22 protein-coding genes and 1 riboswitch are annotated in these 23782 nt (G+C 73.6%); of the genes, 14 read left to right on the top strand and 8 right to left on the bottom strand.

Going from position 1 to position 23782, the window contains the following annotated elements; genetic code table 11:
- The first annotated feature begins 18 nt into the window (after nucleotides 1-18).
- From ACH4E7_RS14170 to ACH4E7_RS14150, 5 genes are all read left to right on the top strand, one after another.
- Nucleotides 19-1014, top strand: a complete 996-nt coding sequence (locus ACH4E7_RS14170) for an HpcH/HpaI aldolase/citrate lyase family protein (RefSeq protein ID WP_396249313.1) — start codon at nucleotides 19-21, stop codon at nucleotides 1012-1014.
- A 3-nt stretch (nucleotides 1015-1017) separates the two neighbouring features.
- A complete protein-coding gene (locus ACH4E7_RS14165; RefSeq protein ID WP_396249312.1) occupies nucleotides 1018-1521 on the top strand; it encodes a MaoC family dehydratase in 504 nt (167 codons plus the stop codon).
- Between the two features lie 177 nt (nucleotides 1522-1698).
- Nucleotides 1699-2901 carry an acyl-CoA dehydrogenase family protein gene (locus tag ACH4E7_RS14160; protein ID WP_396249311.1) on the top strand — a complete coding sequence of 401 codons (1203 nt, stop codon included), beginning with the start codon at nucleotides 1699-1701 and terminating at the stop codon, nucleotides 2899-2901.
- Between the two features lie 508 nt (nucleotides 2902-3409).
- The gene (locus tag ACH4E7_RS14155; RefSeq protein WP_396249310.1) at nucleotides 3410-4102 is read left to right on the top strand and encodes a phosphatidylserine decarboxylase; all 693 of its coding nucleotides are present in this window, start codon (nucleotides 3410-3412) and stop codon (nucleotides 4100-4102) included.
- Entirely contained in the window at nucleotides 4089-4967 is an 879-nt protein-coding gene (locus ACH4E7_RS14150; protein WP_392903669.1) for a CDP-alcohol phosphatidyltransferase family protein, read from the top strand. The genes ACH4E7_RS14155 and ACH4E7_RS14150 overlap by 14 nt, the downstream gene beginning before the upstream one ends.
- Before the next feature lie 66 nt (nucleotides 4968-5033).
- Here ACH4E7_RS14150 and ACH4E7_RS14145 read toward each other — a convergent pair whose 3' ends face one another.
- From ACH4E7_RS14145 to ACH4E7_RS14135, 3 genes are all read right to left on the bottom strand, one after another.
- Nucleotides 5034-6359 carry a hypothetical protein gene (locus ACH4E7_RS14145; RefSeq protein ID WP_396249309.1) on the bottom strand — a complete coding sequence of 442 codons (1326 nt, stop codon included), beginning with the start codon at nucleotides 6357-6359 and terminating at the stop codon, nucleotides 5034-5036.
- Nucleotides 6360-7060: 701 nt separating this feature from the next.
- Entirely contained in the window at nucleotides 7061-8167 is a 1107-nt protein-coding gene (locus ACH4E7_RS14140; protein ID WP_396249308.1) for an alpha/beta hydrolase family protein, read from the bottom strand.
- Between the two features lie 147 nt (nucleotides 8168-8314).
- Nucleotides 8315-9007 (bottom strand): helix-turn-helix domain-containing protein, encoded by a 693-nt coding sequence (locus ACH4E7_RS14135; RefSeq protein ID WP_396249307.1) that lies wholly within the window; start codon nucleotides 9005-9007, stop codon nucleotides 8315-8317.
- 195 nt (nucleotides 9008-9202) lie between these two features.
- Nucleotides 9203-9366: riboswitch (cobalamin riboswitch) on the top strand.
- A 98-nt stretch (nucleotides 9367-9464) separates the two neighbouring features.
- Here ACH4E7_RS14135 and ACH4E7_RS14130 point away from each other — a divergent pair.
- From ACH4E7_RS14130 to ACH4E7_RS14100, 7 genes are all read left to right on the top strand, one after another.
- Entirely contained in the window at nucleotides 9465-10427 is a 963-nt protein-coding gene (locus tag ACH4E7_RS14130) for a cobalamin biosynthesis protein (RefSeq protein WP_396249306.1), read from the top strand.
- The gene (locus ACH4E7_RS14125; protein WP_396249305.1) at nucleotides 10424-11962 is read left to right on the top strand and encodes a cobyric acid synthase; all 1539 of its coding nucleotides are present in this window, start codon (nucleotides 10424-10426) and stop codon (nucleotides 11960-11962) included. The genes ACH4E7_RS14130 and ACH4E7_RS14125 overlap by 4 nt, the downstream gene beginning before the upstream one ends.
- On the top strand, nucleotides 11959-14091 hold the full coding sequence (locus ACH4E7_RS14120) for a putative cobaltochelatase (protein WP_396249304.1): 2133 nt from the start codon (nucleotides 11959-11961) through the stop codon (nucleotides 14089-14091). Before ACH4E7_RS14125 ends, ACH4E7_RS14120 begins: the two co-directional genes overlap by 4 nt.
- A 6-nt stretch (nucleotides 14092-14097) precedes the next feature.
- Nucleotides 14098-14703 (top strand): cob(I)yrinic acid a,c-diamide adenosyltransferase, encoded by a 606-nt coding sequence (gene cobO / locus ACH4E7_RS14115; RefSeq protein ID WP_396249303.1) that lies wholly within the window; start codon nucleotides 14098-14100, stop codon nucleotides 14701-14703.
- Between the two features lie 10 nt (nucleotides 14704-14713).
- Nucleotides 14714-16081, top strand: a complete 1368-nt coding sequence (locus ACH4E7_RS14110; protein ID WP_396249302.1) for a cobyrinate a,c-diamide synthase — start codon at nucleotides 14714-14716, stop codon at nucleotides 16079-16081.
- A 46-nt stretch (nucleotides 16082-16127) separates the two neighbouring features.
- The gene (gene cpt / locus ACH4E7_RS14105) at nucleotides 16128-16664 is read left to right on the top strand and encodes a chloramphenicol phosphotransferase CPT (RefSeq protein WP_396249381.1); all 537 of its coding nucleotides are present in this window, start codon (nucleotides 16128-16130) and stop codon (nucleotides 16662-16664) included.
- Between the two features lie 97 nt (nucleotides 16665-16761).
- Entirely contained in the window at nucleotides 16762-17238 is a 477-nt protein-coding gene (locus tag ACH4E7_RS14100) for an OsmC family protein (RefSeq protein ID WP_396249301.1), read from the top strand.
- An 18-nt stretch (nucleotides 17239-17256) separates the two neighbouring features.
- Here the strand turns inward: ACH4E7_RS14100 and ACH4E7_RS14095 are convergent, their stop codons facing one another.
- Together ACH4E7_RS14095 and ACH4E7_RS14090 are read right to left on the bottom strand one after the other, a co-directional pair.
- Entirely contained in the window at nucleotides 17257-18906 is a 1650-nt protein-coding gene (locus ACH4E7_RS14095) for a serine/threonine-protein kinase (RefSeq protein ID WP_396249300.1), read from the bottom strand.
- A 50-nt stretch (nucleotides 18907-18956) separates the two neighbouring features.
- The gene (locus tag ACH4E7_RS14090; RefSeq protein ID WP_396249299.1) at nucleotides 18957-19550 is read right to left on the bottom strand and encodes a TetR/AcrR family transcriptional regulator; all 594 of its coding nucleotides are present in this window, start codon (nucleotides 19548-19550) and stop codon (nucleotides 18957-18959) included.
- A gap of 139 nt (nucleotides 19551-19689) precedes the next feature.
- Between ACH4E7_RS14090 and ACH4E7_RS14085 the strand changes: the two genes are divergently transcribed.
- Entirely contained in the window at nucleotides 19690-20874 is a 1185-nt protein-coding gene (locus ACH4E7_RS14085) for an FAD-dependent monooxygenase (protein ID WP_396249298.1), read from the top strand.
- 76 nt (nucleotides 20875-20950) lie between these two features.
- Here the strand turns inward: ACH4E7_RS14085 and ACH4E7_RS14080 are convergent, their stop codons facing one another.
- Entirely contained in the window at nucleotides 20951-21544 is a 594-nt protein-coding gene (locus ACH4E7_RS14080; RefSeq protein ID WP_396249297.1) for a hypothetical protein, read from the bottom strand.
- Between the two features lie 306 nt (nucleotides 21545-21850).
- Here ACH4E7_RS14080 and ACH4E7_RS14075 point away from each other — a divergent pair, with 306 nt between their 5' ends.
- The gene (locus ACH4E7_RS14075) at nucleotides 21851-22507 is read left to right on the top strand and encodes a class I SAM-dependent methyltransferase (RefSeq protein WP_396249380.1); all 657 of its coding nucleotides are present in this window, start codon (nucleotides 21851-21853) and stop codon (nucleotides 22505-22507) included.
- Nucleotides 22508-22514: 7 nt separating this feature from the next.
- Here the strand turns inward: ACH4E7_RS14075 and ACH4E7_RS14070 are convergent, their stop codons facing one another.
- Nucleotides 22515-22967 carry a hypothetical protein gene (locus ACH4E7_RS14070; protein WP_396249296.1) on the bottom strand — a complete coding sequence of 151 codons (453 nt, stop codon included), beginning with the start codon at nucleotides 22965-22967 and terminating at the stop codon, nucleotides 22515-22517.
- A 180-nt stretch (nucleotides 22968-23147) separates the two neighbouring features.
- Nucleotides 23148-23660 (bottom strand): MarR family winged helix-turn-helix transcriptional regulator, encoded by a 513-nt coding sequence (locus tag ACH4E7_RS14065; RefSeq protein ID WP_396249295.1) that lies wholly within the window; start codon nucleotides 23658-23660, stop codon nucleotides 23148-23150.
- Nucleotides 23661-23782: the final 122 nt, after the last annotated feature.

Below are 23782 nucleotides of genomic sequence, written 5' to 3'. Positions count from 1 at the left end.
AGGAACTGAACCACCCTCATGAGCAACGCCAGCGACATTTCAAGCAACCGCCTGCGCCCGCGCCGCTCCTGCCTCGCCGTACCGGGCAGCAACCCGCGCTTCCTGGAGAAGGCCCAGGGCCTGCCGGCCGACCAGGTCTTCCTCGACCTGGAGGACGCCTGCGCCCCCCTGGTCAAGGAGAGCGCCCGCCACAACATCGTCGACGCGCTCAACAACGGCGACTGGGGCAACAAGACCAAGGTCGTCCGGGTCAACGACTGGACCACGCACTGGACCTACCGCGACGTGATCACCGTGGTCGAGGGCGCCGGCCCCAACCTGGACTGCATCATGCTCCCCAAGGTCCAGGACGCCGAGCAGGTCAAGGCGCTCGACCTGCTGCTCACCCAGATCGAGAAGACCATGGGCTTCGAGGTCGGCAAGATCGGCATCGAGGCGCAGATCGAGAACGCCAAGGGCCTGATCAACGTCGACGCCATCGCCGAGGCCTCGCCCCGGCTGGAGACCATCATCTTCGGCCCCGCCGACTTCATGGCCTCGATCAACATGAAGTCCCTGGTGGTCGGCGAGCAGCCGCCCGGCTACCCGGCCGACGCCTACCACTACATCCTGATGCGCATCCTGATGGCCGCCCGCGCCAACGACCTGCAGGCGATCGACGGCCCGTACCTGCAGATCCGCAACCAGGAGGGCTACCGCGAGGTCGCCGGCCGCTCCGCCGCCCTCGGCTTCGACGGCAAGTGGGTGCTGCACCCGGACCAGGTCGCCGCCGCGAACGAGATCTACTCGCCCTCGCAGGAGGACTACGACCACGCCGAGCTGATCCTCGACGCGTACGACTACTGCACCTCCGAGGCGGGTGGCGCCAAGGGCTCCGCGATGCTCGGCGACGAGATGATCGACGAGGCCAGCCGCAAGATGGCGCTGGTCATCGCCGGCAAGGGCCGGGCCGCCGGCATGCAGCGCACCACCAAGTTCGAACTGCCCGACACTGACAAGAAGGCGGAGGCCTGAGCCATGCAGTTCGGACGCACCTACGAGGAGTTCGAGGTCGGCGCGGTCTACAAGCACTGGCCCGGGAAGACCGTCACCGAGTACGACGACCACCTCTTCTGCCTGCTCACCATGAACCACCACCCGCTCCACATGGACACCAACTATGCGGAGAAGACGACGGACTTCGGGAAGAACGTCGTCGTGGGCAACTACATCTACTCGCTGCTGCTCGGCATGTCCGTCCCGGACGTCTCCGGCAAGGCGATCGCCAACCTGGAGATCGAGTCGCTGCGCCACATCGCGCCGACCTTCCACGGCGACACCATCTACGGCGAGACCACCGTCCTCGACAAGTGGCCGTCCAAGTCCAAGGACGACCGCGGCATCGTCTACGTCGAGACCAAGGGGTACAAGCAGGACGGCACGGTCGTCTGCATCTTCCGCCGCAAGGTGATGGTGCCGACCGCGACGTACATCAAGGAGCGCGGCGGCGAGCAGCCCGGCCGTCCCGAGCCCCTCGCCTAGCCCCTCCTTATAGATAGGCCCCGGACGGGGAGGCCGCCGTCATCGGCCGACCCCCACCCGGACGGGGGCCCTGCTGTCGCAGCCACGCCTGCAGGGCCCCCGGCAATCCCCCCCCCCGGCCTTTCCGGGGGACCGCAGACCTTCCCCCAGCCCCTCAGACCTTTCCGGAGCCGCACGATGGGACGCCTCGCACAGACCGACGGCCTCACCGAGATCCAGCGGGACATCCTCGCCACCGTGCGGGATTTCGTCGACAAGGAGATCATTCCGGTCGCGACCGAGCTGGAGCACAAGGACGAGTACCCGACCGCCATCGTCGAGGGCATGAAGCAGCTCGGGCTCTTCGGCCTCACCATCCCCGAGGAGTACGGCGGCCTCGGCGAGTCCCTGCTCACCTACGCCCTGGTGGTCGAGGAGATCGCCCGCGGTTGGATGTCGGTCTCCGGCATCGTGAACACCCACTTCATCGTGGCGCACATGATCAACGCCCACGGCACCCAGGAGCAGAAGGACTACTTCCTGCCGAAGATGGCCGCCGGCGAAATCCGCGGCGCCTTCTCGATGTCCGAGCCGGGCCTCGGCTCCGACGTTTCGGCCATCTCCACCAAGGGCGTCAAGGACGGAGAGTTCTACGTCCTCAACGGCCAGAAGATGTGGCTCACCAACGGCGGTACCTCCACCCTGGTCGCGGTCCTGTGCAAGACCGACGAGGGCGGCAACTCCCCGTACAAGAACATGACCACCTTCCTGATCGAGAAGACGGCCGGCTTCGGCCCGAACCCGACCGTCCCGGGCCTCACCGTGCCCGGGAAGATCGAGAAGATGGGCTACAAGGGCGTCGACACCACCGAGCTGGTGCTGCAGGACGTGCGGATCCCGGCCGACCGCATCCTCGGCGGCGTCCCGGGCCGCGGCTTCTACCAGATGATGGACGGCGTCGAGGTCGGCCGCGTCAACGTCGCCGCCCGCGGCTGCGGCGTCGCCCGCCGCGCCTTCGAGCTCGGCATCTCCTACGCCCAGCAGCGCTCCACCTTCGGCAAGAAGATCGCCGAGCACCAGGCGATCCAGTTCAAGCTCGCCGAGATGGCCACCAAGGTCGAGGCCGCCCACCAGATGATGGTGATGGCCGCCCGCAAGAAGGACAGCGGCGAGCGCAACGACCTCGAGGCCGGCATGGCCAAGTACCTGGCCTCCGAGTACTGCAAGGAGGTCGTCGAGGACGCCTTCCGCATCCACGGCGGCTACGGCTTCTCCAAGGAGTACGAGATCGAGCGCCTCTACCGCGAGGCCCCGATGCTGCTCATCGGTGAAGGAACTGCGGAGATCCAGAAGATGATCGTCGGACGCCGGCTCCTGGAGGAGTACCGGATCGCCGAGTGATCACGGGGCCGTCCCCGTCGACGGACGTCCCGGACGGACGTCGACGGGGGGACGGCCCCTCTCGAACCGCCGGTCGACGGGCGTGCGGGCCCGTCCCGGCTGAGCGCCGTGCCCCGTCACGGGCCCGGCCTGGTCCGCCTGGGTCCGGCACGGCCCTCCGGAAAGCGGCCGCAGGGCGTACAGCTGCAGCAACACGCCCTGCGGCCGCTTCCGTGCACCTTCTTCCGGCCGCTACGGCCCGTGTCCCCCTTCGGATTCCGGCCGCTCCCCCGCTGAGACAAGAGTCACCAGCCGTGTCCGGTCCCTTGGGAACCGGACCGGGGCGAGCTACGGTCGTACCGGTGGGATGCGCATACGCGCTCCCACCGGACACATGAACGAGCAGGCGGGTTGCCCACCCACCGTGTGCTCCCGATAGCATCCACCGGGACAGCAAGCCGTCCCTCTATTACCGATCCCGCGGTGGCCCCCGTCCAGCGGCCATGATCCCCCGCGACAAAGGTCTTCGATGCCCATCAGCCCGTCCCCTCACACCTCCGTCACGGACCGCGATGCCCTCGCAGCCCCGGCGGCCGGTCGGCGACCCCGCGTGACCATCGCGCGCGGAGCCACCCCCTGGTTCGTCCCCACCCTCGCCACGGCAGCCGTGACCACCGCCCTCACCCGGCGTAGCGGCAAGTGGGCCCTGGCTGCGGTTCCGGCCTGCGCGCTCAGCGCGGGCATGCTGTGGTTCTTCCGCGACCCCGAGCGTGAGATCGGCACGGGCAGAGTGATCTCCCCCGCCGACGGCGTGGTGCAGAGCATCGACGCCTGGCCGGACGGCCGCACCCGGGTCGCGATCTTCATGAGCCCGCTCAACGTCCACGTCAACCGCGCGCCCCTGCCGGGCACGGTGACGTCGGTGGAGCACGTGGCGGGCGGCTTCGTGCCGGCGTTCAACAAGGACAGCGACCAGAACGAGCGGGTCGTCTGGCACTTCGACACCGAGCTCGGCGACATCGAGATGGTGCAGATCGCGGGGGCCGTGGCCCGTCGCATCGTGCCGTACGTGGCCGCCGGAACCAAGGTCGAGCAGGGCGACCGGATCGGCCTGATCCGGTTCGGGTCCCGGGTCGACACCTACCTGCCGGCCGGCGTCGAGGTCGGCGTCGAGGTCGGCCAGAAGACCACAGCCGGGGTGACGCGCCTTGACCGTGACTGATCCTGAGACAATCGTCGGCCTGGACGACGAGGAGACGGCCCTGCGCCGTCGCCGCTGGGCGCGTGACCGCGAGCTGCGTGCCCCGCGCTCTCCGCAGCACCTGTCCACCGCCGACTTCCTGACCCTGGGGAACGCCGTCTGCGGCTTCCTGGCGATCTACTCGATCACCACCGGGGTCCTGGTCCCGCACATCACCAACCCGGACGCCGCTCCGGACCGGCACAGCGCCGCCACCGCGGTGACGCTGCTGCTGATCGGCTCGATGTGCGACCTCTTCGACGGCCTGGTGGCGCGGAAGCTCCGCTCCTCCGCCCTCGGAGCGGAACTCGACAACCTGGCCGACCTGATCAGCTTCGGCATCGCACCGGCCTACTTCGTCGCGGTCTGGGGCATGGTCTCCCAGGGCTCCAACACCAAGCTCTCGGCGCTGATCGCGCTGACCGTGCTGCTGGCGGTGGTCCTGCGACTGGCCCGCTTCTCGGCCGTCAAGATGCGGCCGGGCGTGTTCCAGGGCATGCCCTGCCCGATGGGCGCGATGACGGTCATCGCCATCGTGCTGCTCGACCCGCCGTTCCTGCCCGGTCTGCTCGCCATCTTCGGCGCCGCGTACCTCATGGTCAGCCGGATCGAGTACCCGAAGCCCCAGGGGCTGCTGGCCACCGCCACGCTCTGCTGGATCGTCGTCTCCATCGGCTGCCTGGCGGCCTGGGCCACCGGCCTGCCCGGCGGTGACACCCTGATGCACGTGGGCGCCTTCGCCCAGATCACGCTCGCGGCGATGGCGCCGCTGCTGGTCATCCGGCGGAAGGTCGGCCAGAAGGTCGGCGACGTCCGCGCCCGGCGGGCGGAGTCGCGGCTCGGCTGAGCCCCCCGTGATGTGTGAAGGGCCCGGAACCTGGTGGTTCCGGGCCCTTCCTCGTTCCCTGGTCCGCTACGCGCCGCCGGTGTGGACGCTGAAGGCGGAGCGCCGGGCCGCCCGGGCCACGCCCGGGTCCGGGTGCACGCCCGAGACCGCCGTCAACACCGAGGCCGCCCGCGGGTGCCCCGACTGCCGGGCCCGGGCGAACAGCCGCACCGGGTCGCCCGCCGAGGCGCCCTCGACGTGGCCCACCAGCAGCTCCGTCTCGCCGTGGTCGAGCACCGCGGCCGCGGTGTCCACCCACAGCCAGGCCGCGTCCTCCGCGCCCAGCACGTCCGCCGGGGAGACGCCCTCGTCCGCGCGCTCCGCCAGCCACAGCAGCGCGTACGGGCGCAGCACCGGCTCGTCCACCGAGGCGCGGACCGCCTGCTCGGCCGGTCCGCCGGCCACCCGCAGCGCCTCGAAGGCGAGCCCGCGCACCAGCGCGTCGTCGCCCTGGGCGGCCTCCAGCAGCTCGGCCACCGCGCGGTCCGCCGGGCGGGCCGCCACCCAGGCGCGGAACTCGGCCCGGGCCGGGCCCGGCGAGTAGTCCGCGCAGGCGTTCAGCAGCTCGAAGGCGCTCTGCTCGATGTGCCCGGCCGCGGTCTGGGCGACCGTGCAGATCTCCTCCAGCTTCGCCCGCACCGCCCAGTGGCCCAGCGGGGACAGCTCGGCGGCATCGTTGCGGCGCACCACGGCGCCGACCGCCGCCAGGCCGTCCAGCATCCAGTCCAGGACGGCGGCCACGTCGGAGGGCGCGGCCGGGGTGTCGATCTGCGGCTCGCGGCAGGTGCCGCGGACGGCGGAGACGGCCGAGGCCGCGTGCGGCACCGGCGACATGCCCGGGCCGCCGAGGGCCGCGCCGACCCGGCGCTCGTCCAGGCCGCGGCGCAGCAGCTCCAGCAGCTCGCTCTCGGCCACCGGGCCGTCCACCAGGTGCAGGAAGGACAGCAGCTGGGGGGCCTGGTCCACGGCCTGCCCGGCCAGCACGGCGAACACGCCGCGCAGCGCGGCGGGCGGCACCGGGGCGAGCAGCGTCCAGGCGTCGAAGAGCCCGGACCAGCCGCGCACCACGGCCTCGTCGTCGTGCTCCCAGGCGTGCAGGCGCCAGCCGGGGCCGGCCCCGCCGTCCCTGGCCTCCACCAAGCCGACCAGCAGCGCCTGCCCCCATGCCTTGGCGGCGGCGCCGACCGTCATGGCCAGCGCCCGGCCCGCCGCACGGGCGTCCTCCGGGAGCAGCTCGCCACGCTTGTCGACCTCGTCCAGTTCACCGGCCCAGCGGGCGATCCGGACGGCGTCCACCAGCATCCGGCGGGCCAGCGGCGCGAGCTCGGCCGGCGCGGGGAAGCCCTCCGGCATGGGAACCCGGCCCCGTCCGGGCGCCGGCGCGGGCCCTCGTCGCCGGGGTACACCGGCCCCGCCCGGCCTGCCACCGGAGGGCCGGTGGGCCGTACCGGGGAGACGGGTCACCGTCGCACCGGTACCGATCGTCGGCGGGAGCGGGGCATCACGGTCGCGCGGGTTCCGAGACGTCACGTCGAGCAGTCTTCCCCTTGCACCGGCCTTCTGTCACATCCGGTTGTCCGTACGACCGGGCGACCGGGGACGGCACCTCCGCAAGATCGGGCAACAGAGGCAAACCGCCTGGCCGGAAACGTGTGGCGGGGTCATGCCAGGGCCGCGGCGGGTCGTCGCCGTGCTCGCTCGCCCGGTCACGCTGCGTGTCGGGATGGGGGTGGGTGGGGCCGCAGTGGGTGGGAATCCGGCCAGGCGGCATGTGTCGGCCGGGTAGGGGTTCGGCACCGGAAGTCGGCGGGGCCGACTTCCGGTGCGCGGGCGGGAACGGCGGGCGGGCGTGAACCGGACAGCGAATCGAACAGGGTCCGCGTGGGCGGCTGCGGACTGCGGGGAGGACCCGCAACCGCCCCGGACCGACGGTGTGGCCCGGGGCGGGGCGACGGCGTGGGGGGTGACGGGGCGGGGGTGCCGCGTGAGGAGTCGGGTGGGTCGACTTCTCACGTTCAGGGCCGATGTCGGCCCGGAGGTGAGCCCCGGCCGGGTCAGAGGAGGGGGGTGAGCCAGCGACGGAGGAGTTCGGTGTAGTGGTCGGGGGCGGAGTTCCACAGAGCGGCGTGGTCGGCTCCCGGGAAGGTCTGGAGGTTGACCACGTCGGGGCGGGCGGCGGCAAGGCGCTGGACGGTGCTGAAGGGCGCGATCCGGTCGCTGGGGCTGTGCAGCACCAGGGTGGGGGCGTACAGGTCCGCGCCCTCGGCGAGGCGGGAGAAGTCGGCCAGGTCGACCCCGGTGCGGCCCTCGGCGGCGAGGGCGCCCAGTTCGGCGGCGACACCGGTGAAGCCGGCCCGGGCGGCGTCGCGGCGGGCGGAGGCGGGCAGGTCGAGGACGGGTGAGTCGAGGATCAGCCCGCTGACGGCGTGGGCCCAGGCCGAGCGGGCCGCCGTGTGCAGGACGGTGGTGGCGCCCAGCGACCAGCCGTAGAGGACCACCCGGCCCGCGCCGTGGTCGAGCGCCAGCCGTACCGCCGACTCGACGTCGCGCCACTCGGTCGCGCCGAAGTGGCTGAGCCCGTCCGGGGAGGCGGGGGCGCCCTCGTCGCCGCGGTAGGTGACGGCCAGGACGGGCAGGCCGAGGCGGTCGAGCACCGGGAGGACCGGCAGGGTCTGCTGACGGTCGGCCTCGGTGCCGTGGACCAGGATCACCCAGGTGCCGCGTTTGCCGTCGAGGTGCCAGGCGGGGAGGGGGCCCAGCTCGCCGTCGGCGCTGGTGTCGGTGAAGGCGAGGCCGAGCGCCTCGGCGGGGTCGCCGAGCAGGACGCGGGGGGTGAAGCGGACCTCGGTACCGGGCGTGAGGGTGCCCCGGTCGGCGCGGACCAGCCGCCGGGTGACGCCCTGCTCGTCGCTGTGCAGGATCTCCTCGACCACAGCGTGCCCGCCGCCCTCCCACTCCACGGCCCAGCGGCCGCGCCGCAGGCTCTCCGGGCGGCGGGTGAAGGTGACCCGGCCGGCGGCGAGGGTCTGCACCAGGATGAGCCCGGCCCCCTCCTCCACGGGCGCCCCCGCCCCCGCCCCCGCCCCCGGACGGACTATCTGCTCGGAGGCCCGGCGGCCGATCGCCACGACGACCCCGGCCCCGACAGCGGCGGCCGCCACAACGGCTGCGGTTCCCCAACGCATATCGTTCCCCGCTCTGCTTCACGGACCGGACGGTGTTCGTACACCAGTTCACCGGAGTCGCGTGCCCCCGGCCACCGGGCTGGGCCGTCCGGGGCGTACGGGAGCAGCGGGGAAGGGGCATCGTCAGACCGGGACGGCCGTCCGCTGGGCGGCGAGGAGGTGCCAGAACCGGGGGGTGAGGGGCGCGGCAGGGGTGCGGGGGCCGCTGGGAGTGCCCCAGTGGGTGGGGACGTGGTGCTCCTGCTGGAGGACGGGCAGGACGGCGGCCAGGTCGGGTTCGGGGACGGGGACGAGGCGGGCGAGGGCACGGAGGTGGGGTTGCCAGCGGCCGGCGACGCACTGGCGCAGGAGCCGGTCGAGGGCCTCGGCGCGGCCGGTGGCCTCGACGAGCTCGGTCAGCCGCAGGCCCAGGACCTGGGCGAGGGCGTGGGTCTGGTCCGGGCCGCCGTCCCAGTGGCCGGTCAGTTCGGCCTCCTGGTACGTGGGCAGGAGCATGCCGATGCGCTCGGCGACGACCTCCTGGCCGAGCTCCCGGGCGATGCGGTGGTCCCGCAGACGCGTCGGGCGGGCGCCCAGCAGGTCGGCGGCGGGGCACCAGAGGGCGCGGGCGAGGGCGATGAACTCGGCCTCTCCGGGACGCAGGTCGCCGTTCTCCCAGGCGAGGACGTGGCCGGGCAGCAGCCGTACACCGTGGGCGGCCATGCCCTCGGCGACCTGTTCCGGGGTCAGGCCGAGGCCGACCCGGTGGGCGCGGGCGGCCTCGGGTGAGAACGGCACCGGGGGCGGGGCGGCGACGGGGGTCTTTCTGCGGCGCATGGCACCGAACGGTAGGTGCGGCCCTCGGCGCGCCCCCAGCCGCCGAACACACGAAGCGGAGCTGACGTGGCCTCCACCGCGCTGGGCGATCGCACAGCGCGGCACCCGGTACACCGTGTGACCAACCCCTCCGCGACCTCGGTTGACGCGCGGATCGGCCGCGTGATGGGATCCTCGGGCCAAACGGAGGCATGGAGAGGAAGCCGGTGCGAGTCCGGCGCGGTCCCGCCACTGTCACCGGGGAGCACGCTCGGAAGTCCCTCCTTGCCCGCCAACGTACAGGAGGGGCCCATCACGGCGGGCTGTCAGAAGCCGCTGGAAGGCCCGGGGGTGCGTCCGACCCGGAAGCCAGGAGACTCTCGCCCCCGGTACGTCGATCCAGGGCGCGGACCCTGAGTGAGGACACGCACGCGATGCAGGCTGCCCCGCCCCGTCCGACTCCGAGCTGCCCGCCGCCGTGCGCCCGCTGACCCGCGCCGCCGCCTTCGCGCTGGGCGCCGTCGCGGGCTACGCCGCCGACGCCCGCTTCGCCGACCCCCGCCGCGGCCACCCGGTCGCCCTCTTCGGCACCGCCGCGACCCGCCTGGAGCGCCGCCTGTGGCGCGACGGCCGTGCGGCCGGGACGGCGTACACGGCGCTGTGCGTGGGCGCGGTCGCGGCCGGCGCGCTGGCCCTGGACCGCACGGTGGGCCGCCGTCCGCTGGGCCGGGCGGCACTGGCCGCGGCGGCGACCTGGACGGTGCTCGGCGGCACCTCGCTGACCCGGGAGGCGCGCACCATCGGCCGCTCGCTCGCCGCAGGCGATCTGACGGCCGCCCGGGAGCGGCTGCCGCACCTGTGCGGGCGGGACCCGAGCGCGCTGGACGGGCAGCAGATCGCCCGCGCGGTGGTCGAGTCGGTGGCCGAGAACACCGCGGACGCCGTGGTGAACGCGCTGGCCTGGGGCGCCCTGGCGGGCACGCCGGGGCTGCTGGCCTTCCGCGCGGTGAACACCCTGGACGCCATGGTGGGCCACCGTTCGCCCCGCTACGCCCGCTTCGGCTGGGCCTCGGCCCGGCTGGACGACGTCGCCGGCTGGCCGGGCGCCCGGCTGACCGCGCTGCTGACGGTGGCCGCCGCACCCGAACCCCGTACCGCCTGGCGGGTCTGGCGCCGGGACGGCTCCGCGCACCCGAGCCCGAACGCGGGCCAGGCCGAGTCGGCCTTCGCCGGCGCGGTCGGCGTACGCCTGGGCGGGACGCTGCACTACGGCGAGCGGGTGGAGCACCGGCCGGTGCTGGGCGAGGAGTTGCGGCCGGTGACGGTGGACGACATCGAGCGGGCCTGCACGCTGTCCCGGCGGGTGGGCGCGCTGGCGCTGGGTACGACGGTCGCGGGCCACGTCCTGCTGCGGCTTCTGATGAGAAGGGGAACGGCATGAGGAACGCGCTGCTGGTCGCCGGGACGACCTCGGACGCGGGCAAGAGCGTGGTGACGGCCGGGATCTGCCGCTGGCTGGCCCGCCAGGGCGTGCACGTCGCGCCGTTCAAGGCGCAGAACATGTCGCTCAACTCCTTCGTCACCACCGACGGCGCCGAGATCGGCCGCGCCCAGGCGATGCAGGCGCAGGCCGCCCGGGTGGAGCCGGAGGCGGCGATGAACCCGGTGCTGCTCAAGCCAGGCGCGGACGGCCGCAGCCAGGTGGTGCTGCTCGGCAAGCCGGTGGCCGAGGTCGGCGCGCTGGACTACCGCGAGCGCAAGCCCGTCCTGCTGGAACGCGCCCTGGAGTGCCTGGCGGACCTGCGCCGCCGCTTCGACGTGGTGGTCTGCGAGGGCGCCGGCTCGCCCGCCGAGATCAACCTGCGCGACCGCGACATCGCCAACATGGGCCTGGCCACCGCCGCCGGGCTGCCCGTCGTGGTGGTCGGCGACATCGACCGCGGCGGGGTGTTCGCGGCGATGTACGGGACGCTGGCGCTGCTGTCGGCCGAGGACCAGCGGCACGTGGCCGGCTGGTTCGTCAACAAGTTCCGCGGCGACGCGCGGCTGCTGGCGCCCGGGCTGGAGATGCTGCGCGGGCTGACCGGCCGTCCGGTGCTGGGCACACTGCCGATGCTGCCGGGACTGTGGCTGGACGCCGAGGACTCGCTCGACCTGTCGACGGTGGTGGACCGGGTGGACGGCCGCGGACCGCTCGGGGCGGACGTGCTGCGGGTGGCCGTGGTGCGCTTCCCCCGGCTGTCCAACTTCACCGACCTGGACGCGCTGGCGCAGGAGCCGGGCGTGCTGGTCCGCTGGGCGACCCGGCCCGAGGAGCTGGCCGACGCCGACCTGGTGGTGCTGCCCGGCACCCGGGCCACCGTGGCGGACCTCGCCTGGCTGCGCGAACGCGGCCTGGAGCCGGCGCTGAAGGCGCGGGCGGCGGCCGGGCTGCCGATCCTCGGGGTCTGCGGCGGGTACCAGATGCTGGCGCGCTCGATCGACGACGAGGTGGAGTCCAGGGCGGGCGTCGTCGACGGGCTCGGGCTGCTGCCGACCCGGGTGCGCTTCGGCGTCGAGAAGGTGCTCGCCCGGCCGGTCGGCGAGGCGTACGGGCAGCGGGTCGTGGGCTACGAGATCCACCACGGGGTGATCGCGGTCGAGGGCGGGGACGGGTTCATCTCCGATGGCACCGGGCGGAGCCTGGACGGCTGCCGGGTCGGCTCGGTCTGGGGCACCACCTGGCACGGCGCGTTGGAGAACGACGGCTTCCGCCGCGAACTCCTGCGCGAGGTCGCCGAGTTGGCGGGCCGGGCGTTCGTTCCGGCGCCGGACACCTGCTTCGCCGACGCGCGCGAGGCCCGGCTGGACCGGCTGGGCGACCTGATCGAGGAGCACGCGGACACCGACGCGCTGTGGAAGCTGATCGAGGGCGGGGTGCCGGCGGCCGGATCGCTGCCGTTCCTGGCGCCCGGAGCACCTGGGAGTGACGCATGACCGACGTCCGCTATCCGTTCACCGCGATCGTCGGCATGGCCGACCTTCGACTCGGGCTGCTGCTGAACGCGGTCTCCCCGGCCGTGGGCGGCGTGCTTGTGCGCGGCGAGAAGGGCACCGCGAAGTCGACCATGGTGCGCGCGCTGGCCGGGCTGCTGCCCTCCATCGCCACCGTGGACGGCTGCCGCTTCGCCTGCGACCCGGCCGCGCCGGACCCGCAGTGCCCGGACGGGCCGCACACCGATCCGTCCGGCTCGCAACACCCCTCCCAGCTGGTCGAGTTGCCGGTCGGCGTGGCCGAGGACCGGATCGTCGGCTCGCTCGACCTGGAGCGGGCGCTCGCCGAGGGCGTCAAGGCGTACGAGCCCGGACTGCTCGCCAAGGCGCACCGCGGGGTGCTCTACATCGACGAGGTGAACCTGCTCCAGGACCACGTGGTGGACCTGCTGCTGGACGCCGCCGCGATGGGCCGCTCGTACGTGGAGCGCGAGGGCGTGTCGGTGCGGCACGCGGCGCGCTTCCTGCTGGTCGGCACCATGAACCCGGAGGAGGGCGAGCTGCGGCCACAGCTGCTCGACCGCTTCGGCCTCACCGTCGAGATCGCCGCCACCCGGGACCCGGCCGAGCGCGCCGAGGTGGTTCGCCGCCGACTCGGGTACGACGCGGACCCGGCCGGCTTCGCGGCGCGGTTCGCGGCGGAGGAGCGGGAGCTCGCCGAACACATCACCGCCGCCCGGGAGTTGCTGCCCAAGGTCGAGCTGCCGGACGTGGCTCTGCGTCAGATCACCGCCGTCTGCGCGGCGTTCGAGGTGGACGGACTGCGCGCCGACATCGTGATGGCCCGCACGGCGGTCGCACTGGCGGCCTGGGCGGGACGGACCGAGGTGCTGGAGGAGGACGTCCGCAAGGCCGCCCAGCTGGCCCTGCCGCACCGGCGGCGGCGCAACCCCTTCGACGCTCCGGGGCTGGACGAGGAGCAGTTGGACCGGACGCTGGAGGAGCACGCGCAGCCGGACGACCCGGAGCCCGAGGGCGACGGCCCGGGTCCGGACGGCGGCCCCGACGGCGACGGCCCGGACGGGGGCGGCCCCGACGGCGGCGGCGCGCCCGAGCCCTTCGACGGCGGCCCGGAGGCGTCCGCTTCCGACACGGCCGCGGACACCCCGTCGGACGCGTCGGACGCCGAGGCGCCCGCGCAGCCGCCCGTACCGGCCCAACACCCCTCCCCCTCGCGGGAGTCGGCACCGGTCGCAGCCGGCGATCCGTACCGGACCCGACTGTTCACCGTGCGGGGCACCGGCCACGGCGCCCAGGGCCGCCGCTCCCCCGCCGAGACCTCCGGCGGGCACACCATCCGCGCCCGGCGGCCGCAGGGCACGCTCAGCCGGCTGCACCTGACCGCCACCCTGCAGGCCGCCGCGCCGCACCAGGTGGCGCGCGGGCGGGACGGCCGGGCGCTGGTGCTGCACAAGGACGACTTCCGCGAACAGGTGCGCCAGGGGCGGGAGTCCAACCTGGTGCTGTTCGTCGTGGACGCCTCCGGCTCGATGGCCGCCCGGCAGCGGATGACCGCCGTCAAGGGCGCGGTGCTGTCGCTGCTGATGGACGCCTACCAGCGCCGCGACAAGATCGGCATGATCACCTTCCGGGGCACCGGCGCCGAGCTGGCGCTGCCGCCCACCTCCTCGGTCGAGGTCGGCGCGGCCCGGCTGGAGTCGCTGCCCACCGGCGGGCGGACCCCGCTGGCCGCGGGCCTGCTGCGGGCGCACGAGGTGCTGCGGGTGGAGCGGCTGCGCGACCCGAACCGGCGCCCGCTGCTGGTCGTGGTGACCGACGGCCGGGCCACCGGCGGGCGGGACGCGCTCACCCGGTCGCACCGCGCGGCCGCGCTGTTCGCCGCCCAGGGCACCGCGAGCGTGGTGCTGGACTGCGAGTCCGGACCGGTCCGGCTGGGCCTGGCCCGTACGCTGGCCCGGCTGCTCGGCGGCGGCGCCGTCAGCCTGGACGAGCTGCGCGCCGAGGGCGTGGCCTCGCTCGTCCGCGAGAACTGCTCCGAGAACCGGTCCACGAGCCGGTCCGTGAACCGTTCCGAGAACCGTGCAACCACCGCGATGCGAAAGGCGGCCTGAGCCGACATGCCCAAGGGTGTCCCCGAAAGCGTTCCCGACGACGGCCTGACGACCCGCCAGCGCCGTACGCAGCCGATCACCGCCGTGCACACCGGCCCCGGCAAGGGCAAGTCCACGGCCGCGTTCGGCATGGCGCTGCGGGCCTGGAACCAGGGCTGGTCGGTCGGGGTGTTCCAGTTCGTGAAGTCCGCCAAGTGGAAGGTCGGCGAGGAGAACGCGCTGCGCGTCCTCGGCGCCTCCGGCGAGGGCGGCACCGTCGACTGGCACAAGATGGGCTCCGGCTGGTCCTGGATCCAGCGCTCCTCCGAGATGGAGATGGACAGCGAGGCGGCCGCCAAGGAGGGTTGGGAGCAGGTCAAGCGCGACCTCGCGGCCGAGACCTACCGCTTCTACGTGCTGGACGAGTTCACCTACCCGATGCACTGGGGGTGGATCGACCCGGAGGAGGTGGTCTCGGTGCTGAAGGACCGCCCGGGCAGCCAGCACGTCGTGATCACCGGCCGGTACGCGCCCGAGCCGCTGACCGAATTCGCCGACCTGGTCACCGAGATGACCAAGGTCAAGCACCCCATGGACGCCGGCCGCAAGGGCCAGCGCGGTATCGAGTGGTGAGCCTGCGCCCGTGAACATCCCCCGCCTCGTCATCGCCGCGCCCTCCTCGGGCGCGGGCAAGACCACCGTCGCCACCGGCTTGATCGCGGCGCTCGCCGCGCGCGGGCTGGCGGTCTCCCCGCACAAGGTCGGCCCGGACTACATCGACCCGGGCTACCACGGACTCGCCGCCGGGCGCCCGGGCCGCAACCTGGACGCCTTCCTGTGCGGGCCGGAGCGGATCGCGCCGCTGTTCCTGCACGGCGCGGCGGGGGCGGACGTCGCGGTGGTCGAGGGGGTCATGGGCCTGTTCGACGGAGCCTCCGGACGCGGGGAGTTGGCGTCCACGGCGCACGTCGCCAAGCTGCTGCGGGCGCCCGTGGTGCTGGTGGTGGACGGCTCCTCGCAGTCCCGGTCGGTGGCCGCACTGGTGCACGGCTTCGCCTCCTGGGATCCGGAGGTCCGGCTGGCCGGGGTGATCCTCAACCGGGTCGCCTCCGACCGGCACGAACGACTCCTGCGCGAGGCCCTGGAGGAGGGCTCCGGCGTTCCGGTGCTGGGCGCGCTGCGCCGCTCGGCGGCGGTCGCCACGCCGTCCCGGCACCTCGGGCTGATCCCCGCGGTGGAGCGCTCGGCGGAGGCGCTGAAGGCGGTCGCGGACATGGGCGAACTGGTCGCCTCCTCGGTCGACCTGGACGCCCTGCTGGAACTCGCCTGTACGGCACCGGAGTTGGACGCCGAGCCATGGGATCCGTCCACCGAGGTCGCACCGGTGGACGGGCGGCCGCGGATCGCGGTGGCGGGCGGCGCGGCATTCTCCTTCTCGTACGCCGAGAACGCCGAACTGCTCGGCGCGGCGGGCGCCGAGGTGGTCCCCTTCGACCCTCTGCACGCCTCCGAGCTGCCCGAGGGGACGGCCGGTCTGGTCATCGGCGGCGGCTTCCCGGAGCTGTACGTACGGGAGTTGAGCGGGAACGCCGAACTGCGCGGGGCCATCGCCCGGTTCGCCGCCTCGGGCGGTCCGATCGCCGCCGAGTGCGCCGGACTGCTGTACCTGGGGCGGGAGTTGGACGGCCTACCGATGTGCGGGGTGCTGGACACCGCGTCCCGGATGACCGAGCGGCTCACCCTCGGCTACCGGGAGGCCGTCGCCCTGCACGACTCCCCGCTCGCCCCGACCGGCACCCGGCTGCGCGGGCACGAGTTCCACCGGACGGTCTGCGAGCCGGGCGCGGGTGAACTCCCCGCCTGGGGTTGGCACCTGCCGACCGGCCCGCGCACCGAGGGCTTCGCGGGCGGCGCCGTACACGCCTCCTACCTGCACCTGCACTGGGCCGGCGCCCCCACGCTGGCCTCCTCGTTCGCGGCCGCGGCGGCGGCCTACCGGGCGGGTCGGTAATCCGGCTGCATCGCCGAGCACTTGCCCCTACGATGCGCGCATGCGTGTGATCGTCCTCAACGGGGGCTCCAGCTCCGGCAAGTCGAGCATCGCCCGCCGCCTGCAGGAGCTGCTGCCGGAGCCGTGGCTGCACCTCGGTGCGGACACCATGGTCTCCGCGCTGCCGCCGCGGCTGCTGGCCGGCGGCGAAGGCATCGGCGGGCTCGACGACGGGGACGGCACGGTCGAGGTCGGGCCGGCCTTCGCCGCGCTGGACGCCGCCTGGACGGTCGGGGTCGCGGCGATGGCCCGGGCCGGGGCGCGGATCGTGGTGGACGAGGTATTCCTCGGTGGGGCCGCCTCCCAGCAGCGCTGGCGGACGGCGCTGGAGGGCCTGGACGTGCTCTGGGTCGGCGTCCGCTGCGCCCCCGAGGTGGCCGCCGCCCGGGAGGCCGCTCGCGGCGACCGGGTCGCCGGGATGGCCGCCGCACAGGCCGAGTCGGTGCACCGGGGCGTCTCGTACGACCTGGTCGTGGACACCTCGCAGTCCTCGGCGGGAGAGTGTGCCCAAGCGCTCCTCGCGCGGGCGACCGCGCCGCATTGAGCCCCGCGCTGGTGACCGCGCCGCGCTTGAGCCCCGCGCGGGCGCCCTCCTGCGGTTGACTGTCCGACGGCAACCCCCTTCCCACGGAGGCACACTCATGGCCAGGCAGCACGAGTACACCGCCGAGATCAGCTGGACCGGCAACCGGGGCACCGGCACCAGCGACTACCGCTCCTACTCCCGCGACGTCGAGGTGTCCGCCGAGAGCCTGCCGACCATCCCCGGCTCCGCCGACCCCGTCTTCCGCGGCGACCCGGCCCGCTGGAACCCGGAGCAGCTGTTGCTCGCCTCGCTCTCCCAGTGCCACCTGCTGTCGTACCTGCACCTGTGCGCGGTGAACGGGGTCGTGGTGACCTCGTACGTCGACCGGCCGGTGGGCACCATGGCCGTGACGGCGGAGGGCGGGCACTTCACCTCGGTGGTGCTGCACCCGCGGATCGAGGTCGCCGAGGCCGGGATGGCGGAGAAGGCGCTCGCCCTGCACGCCGATGCGCGCCGGGCCTGCTTCATCGCCAACTCGGTCAACTTCCCGGTGCGGAACGAGCCCGAGGTGGCGGTCGCGGGCCAGGATTAGCGCGCCTGCGGGCCGGGGCTACAGCGCGAGGGTCTGCCAGCCCCGGGTGATCTGGTCGTGGACGCCCGCCGGGTCCGGCGCCGTCGGCTGGGCCGCCGCGAGCGCCGCCAGCAGGGCGGTGCCGTCCGCCGGGCGCTGCGCCGGGTCGATCGCCAGCGCGCGGGTGACGACGGCGGCGAGGCCCGGGTCGAGGGCCTGGACCGCTGCCAGCGCGGCCGGTTCGGGCCCGGTGTCCACGATCCGCCGGATCACCGCGCCGGTGCTGGTCGCCGCGAACGGGCTGGCGCCGTGCGCCGCGCACACCACGCAGCACGCCCAGGCCCACACGTCGGCGGGCGTGCCGACCCGCTCCTCGCCGAACTGCTCGGGCGCCATGTACGTCAGGGTGCCCGGCCCGCCGCCGGTGGCGGTGAGCCGGGTGCCATCCACGATCGCCGCGATGCCGAAGTCCAGCAGGCGCGGGCCGGCCGTGGTCAGCATGATGTTGGCGGGCTTGAGGTCCCGGTGGACCAGCCCGAGCCGGTGCACCCCGGACAGCGCCACGGCCAGCGCCAGCGCGAGGGCGCGCAGCGCCTCGGCGGAGCGGATCGGCCCCTGCTCGCGCAGGTGGACGTCCAGCGGGTGGCCGTCCAGCAACTCCATGGCCAGGTACGGACGTCCGGCGTCCACGCCCGCGTCGAGCACCCGGGCGGTGTACGCACCGGGGACCATGGCCAGCACCTCGGACTCGCGCTGGAAGCGGCGCAACAGCTCGGCGTCGTTGAGGAGTTCGAGGTTGATGGTCTTGAGCGCGACCTGGGTGGCGGAGCCCTGGCGCTGGGCGAGGTAGACCGTGCCCATGCCGCCGGAGCCGATCCGGCCGAGGAGCTGGTAGCCGCCGATCGTGCGGGGCTCGTGGGGGCTGAGCGGGCTGCCGAGGGGCGGGCTCGATTGCACGGGCGGGGCAGTCGGGGGCGACGGGGCGGGCTGGGCGAACTGCGTGGGGACGTACGACGCCTGGGGCGGGACGGTGGCTGCGTACGGGTTCGGAGCTGCCAGGGGTGCCTGGAACGCCTGGGCCTGTTGCGCGCTCGCCCCCTCCGCGCCGACCGGCTTGGGGTGGCGGCTCACGAGTACGGCGACGATCTGGAACACCACGGCGACGAGGAGCAGTCCGACCGGCAGGACGAACACGCCGATCACCGCGCGGAGCACGAGCAGGCCGATGACCTGGGCCCGGGTCCGGCCGGCCGACCACGCCTGCTGGGGCAGGCCGTTGGTCAGCAGCTTGCGTTGGGTCAGGTAGCAGAGCAGCAGCCAGAGCAGCAGACACGTGACGAAGGTGGCGATGTACCAGGTCCGCACCAGGACGAGGGACATGTGCGTCTGGAAGGCGAGGTATCTCACGTTGTCGAGGTCGAACGGCTGCCCCAGTCCCTCGTAGAGGACGCTGCTCCAGACTCGCAGGAGAGCCAGCAGCCCCACGACGGCCAGCAGGCCCACCGCGAGCTCGCCGACGGTCGCGCCGACGCCGCCCGGCGCACCCGCGGTCGCGTCCGCGCCGGTGGCCGCCAACGCCCGTCGGCGGGTCGCCGTTTGGGCGCGCACCAGCACCGGGAGTGTCGCCAACCGCAGCAGCAGCGCCGCACCGATCGTGGTCAGTACGGCGATCTCCAACGTGTTCAGCATGCTTCCCCCTGGCTGATCGAGCACACGGAGTATAGGGGCGCCTGCGGTCGCTAGACCTCCGCGTCGAGCAGCGCGGTGAGGTAGCGGTCGATATCCTCGCGCAGTTCCTCTGGCATCGGCACGCGCCAGTGCCCGCTGCCGGCCGTCGCGTTGAACAGCACGCCGTCGCTCCAGCGGATCAGCCGACGAGCATCCGCCTCCGGGTCGGTGGAGCCGGCGGCGGCGAGCAGGTCGGCGGCGAGCTGGGCAAAGCGGGCGCCCAGGCGGTCGTAGACGGCGCGCAGTTCGGGCCTGCGGGTGGCCTCCAGGGCGAGCTCCAGGCGGGCCAGGGTGAGCCTGCGGCCGCTGGTGAGCGCCTGGAAGAGCGCCTCCGCGCCGACCTCGACCAGCAGGTCGCGCGGCGGAAGGGTGGACTGCGGCGGCTCGACCTCGGTGAAGACCGGGTAGTCGGCGGTCTCCCGCTCGACGATCCGGGTGAGCACGAGTTCCAGCAGGGCGGACCTGGTCCGGGCGAGGTTGGAGGTCGAGCCGGCGGGCAGGCCGGCCGCCTCGTCCACGGCACGGTGGGTGAGCCCGCGCAGGCCAGCGTCGGCGATCAGGTCGATGGCGGCGTCGGCGATCAGGGTCGGTCGCGGGGGTGTCATGGGTCCGATCATGGCCCTTCCGGTCGAGCCCCCCAACTCACTACAGCCGTAGTTTACGTTGCACTACACATGTAGTACGGTGCTGGAGCAAGCGGAAACTACACCTGTAGTGACCCGATCGTGCGAAGAGGAGCCCCTCATGCCTCCCATGGGCCTGCACCAGGCGATCGTCATCGGCGGCGGCATCGGCGGTCTCACCACCGCCCTCGCCCTCCACCGGCAGGGCATCCCCGCCACCGTCCACGAACGCGCCGCCTCACTGGAACCCGTCGGCGCCGGGCTCGCCCTCGCCCCCAACGCCCTGCGCGCCCTCGACCGGCTCGGCGTCGGCCCCCGGCTGCGCGCCCTCGCCGCCCCGCACCCCGCCGTCGGCGTGCGCCATCCCTCCGGCCGCTGGCTCGCCCGTACCAGCACCGCCGCCGTCGAGTCCCACTTCGGCGACCCGATCGCCGCCGTCGCCCGCGCCGACGTCATCGCCGCCCTGGTCGACGCCCTCCCCGAGGGCGCCGTCCGCACCGACTCCCCCGCCACCGTCATCGACCCGGGCGACGACCGGCAGCCCGCCGTCGTCCGCACCCCCGACGGGGAGCAGCCCGCCGGACTGGTCGTCGCCGCCGACGGCATCCGCTCCGCCACCCGCGGCCTGCTCTTCCCCCGGCACCCCGGCCCGCGCTACAGCGGCTTCACCACCTGGCGCAGCATCGTCACCCCCGGCCGCCGCCCGGCCGCCGCCGGCGAGGTCTGGGGCCGCGGCAGCCTCGCCGGGATCGTCCCGCTCGCCGACGGCCGGGTCTACGTCTACGGCGCGGCCCTCGCCCCGGCCGGCGCCCGGGCGGCCGGCGAACACGCCGAACTCCAGCGGCTGTTCGGCGACTGGTGCGCACCCGTCCCCCAGCTCTTCGCGATGGCCGAGCCCGACCGGGTGCTCCGCCACGACGTCTGGGAACTGGCCGACCCCCTGCCCGCCTACCACCACGGCCGGGTCGCCCTCCTCGGCGACGCCGCCCACGCCATGTGCCCCTTCCTGGGCCAGGGCGCCTGCCAGGCCATCGAGGACGCCGTCGTCCTCGCCTCCCTGCTCACCCCCGACACCGACCTCGCCACCGCCCTCCCCGCCTACACCGCCACCCGCCTCCCCCGCACCACCGCCGTCGTCACCGCCTCCCGCCGCGTCGGCACCCTCGTCGCCCTCCACACCCCCGCCGCCACCCTCCTGCGCAACACCGCCCTCACCCTCGCCGGCCTCCTCCCCGCCCGCGTCCTGCTGAGCCGCTCCGCGGCGACGTACGACTGGCAGCCGCCGGCATTGAGCGGCGGGGCGTGAAACGCCTCCTCCGCACCAACGCGATGTCCACACCAACGCGATGGCTGGACGGGCAGCCCCGCCTCGGTGCCGGGTTTCACACGGCGATCGGGACAATCTCGATCCAGCACTCCGCGACGCTGGGAGCGATCATGGGCCGGGCGTCTTCCGCATCAGCTTCGGTGAGGAAGACGCCGGCAGCCGAAATGCCCGGTCCGCCGGCCCGATCGACCCGGGTCATGACGACGTGGACGTCGCGATAGCGCTCCCGGCGGACCGGGCCGTCGTCGGTGGCGCCCAGGGCGGTGGTCAGTTCCTGCACCGAGGCGAGGTTGAAGCGGGGGCCGGCGCCGAACAACGGCTGGCTGGGCCAGCGAGGACGGCCGGCGTCGACGTCGTTGAAGAAGCTCAGCCGGGTGGGAGACAGGACGCCCTCGTGCCAGCCGACGGCCATGGCCACGAGGTAGTCGATTTCGCCGTTGCTTTCCAACATGAAGACGCGATCATCGCGGCAGAAGCGAATGCCGGGGTAGGCGGTCCGAATGCTTTCGGCCTCCTGAACAGTTGCGCATCGGATGACCACACCGTCGTAGTCGTCCCGGATCTTCAAGACTCCAGCAGGCTTGAACAGCACGTCGATCGTGGTGTCGGCAGGATCACCGGGGCTATCCGGGTCCGCGTGGCTGCGCAACAGCAGTTGGCCGTGGCTGTCGGTGTAGGCCGAGAGCTGGAACCTGCGATCACTTCTGAAGAGTTCCGTGCCCGGCTGCAGCGCGGACTCGGTGTTGAGTCACTCCCTGGTTGTCATGCGAGCAACGCTGTCGATCGTTTCCGCCGCTCGTCAACTCGATTGGGCCGGGGACATTCACCGATGACCGCGATCGATCGGGCCGTCACCTTGGCGGAGTTCGGCTCGGTTGCCGGGAGTTCGGGGTGGCCGCTCCCCCGCTGGACCGAGCCGGGCCGGATGTCGGTGCCGGTTGCGATGATGGCCGGCATGACTGACTCCAGCCGGGCCATCGCCGACTACTGGAACGCGGCTTCGTCGGGTTTCGACGACGAGCCGGATCACGGGTTGCGGGCGGCGCCGACGCGGGAGGCGTGGACGCGGCGGGTGCGGGGGTGGTTGCCGCCGGGGCCTGCGGATGTGCTTGATGTCGGGTGCGGGACAGGCTCGTTGGCAGAGCTGGTCGCGGCGGGTGGGCATCGGGTGACCGGGGTGGATCTGGCGCCGCGGATGGCGGCGCGGGCACGGGCGAAGCTCGCGGCCGCAGGGGTGCCAGGGCGGTTCCTGGTGGGTGACGCGACGGCGCCCCCGCTTCAGGAGGGCAGCTTCGACGTCGTGCTGTCACGCCACGTGATCTGGACGATTCCCGAGCCGGAACGGGCACTGCGGGCCTGGGCGCGGCTGCTCCGGCCCGGCGGGCGGCTGGTCCTGGTCGAGGGGCGGTGGCGCGAAACCGCCGAGCAGACGGCCCCGTACGTCGCCGGCGCGGAGCGCCTGCCGTGGGGCGGCGGCATCGGGGCGGCGGAACTCGCGGCAGTGGTACGCCCGTTGGTGGCCGAGCTGCGCATCGAGCCGCTCAGCGAGGACGCCGCCCTGTGGGGCGGCCCGGTGCACGACGAGCGCTACGCGCTGATCGCCCAGCTGTAACTGGCCGTCACATGCTGCTGCCGAAGGTCCCGTTGAGCTGGTCGGCGCGGAAGCAGGCGGCGCAGCGGAGGCGGGTGTAGATCGCCACCGCACCCATGAAGACGTCCTCGCGGCCGTCCAGCGGGGACTCGGAGTGGGCGGGCCTGCCGCAGTCCAGGCAGCGGCGGTTCGGGCGGGCGAGGATCGAGCAGGTGCGGCAGACCAGGTGGGTCGGGTGCTCGGCGTGCACGACGACGGGCTGCGGCCCGCCGTGCAGCAGGTGGTCGCACCACGTGCAGGACTCGTCCTCCTGCGCCGCCAGCATCCGGGCCCGGGTCTCCTGCTGCCACTTGGCCGCGTTCTGCAGCGGCACCTTCACCGGCGGGCCCCACCCGGCGGCCGCGAGCCACTGGGCGCCCTCCGTCCCCGCCGCCCGCAACTGGTCGTCGACGGCGATGTCCCTGGGGGTCTTGCGCTTCATCGGGCCCCTCCTCCGGTGCGGCTTCCCGATGGGACAACGCGGCCGGACAGGTCGTGGACACGCGAACCACCGCACCACTACGGCCGCATGCCGTGCACCAGGGCGGGGAGCGTCGCCCGCCAGGCGACCCCTTGCCCCGGCCGCCGCGGGGCCGGCACGGCAAGGGGCACTGACAGTGGCTCAGTCGAGGAGCGGTTCGGTGTCGCCGTGGGCGATGAGGAGTTTGCGCAGCAGGGTGTCGAGTTGGGCGCGCTCGTCGGCGTCGAGCGCGGTGAGGATGCGCTCCTCGTTCTCCAGGTGGCCGGGCAGGGCGGCGTCGATGAGCTCCTTGCCGGCCGGGGTGAGCCGGACCAGGACGGCGCGGCGGTCGGTCGGGCAGGGATTGCGTTCGACCAGGCCCTTGGCGGAGAGCTTGTCGACGCGGTTGGTGATGGCACCGGAGGTGACCATGGCGGACTTGAGCAGGGCGCGGGCGTTGAGTTCGTAGGGCTCGCCGGAGCGGCGCAGGGTGGCGAGGACGTCGAACTCGGAGGAGTCCAGGCCGCAGGTGGCGAAGTAGTCGCGCAGGGCGTTGTCGACCCGGACGTTCAACCGCCGCAGCCGGCCGATCAGGGCCATGGCCTCCAGGTCCAGGTCGGGGTCGACCCTTCGCCACTGCTCGGCGATGTCGTCGACGGTGTCGCGATGCTGCATGGCTGCCGCCCTCTCGTCGTACTGCGCTCCCGGTCCCGCCGGTCGCATATATCTTAACATTCACATACTTGACGTTCACCGATCCCTGGGCGTAGAAATATCTCAACGTTCAGATAATCAAC

Source organism: Kitasatospora sp. NPDC018058, assembly GCF_044327205.1.
In the GTDB taxonomy this organism is placed as follows: Bacteria; Actinomycetota; Actinomycetes; order Streptomycetales; family Streptomycetaceae; genus Kitasatospora.
The sequence above is the reverse complement of the archived record's forward strand: the minus strand, read 5'-3'. Positions and strand labels throughout refer to the sequence as shown.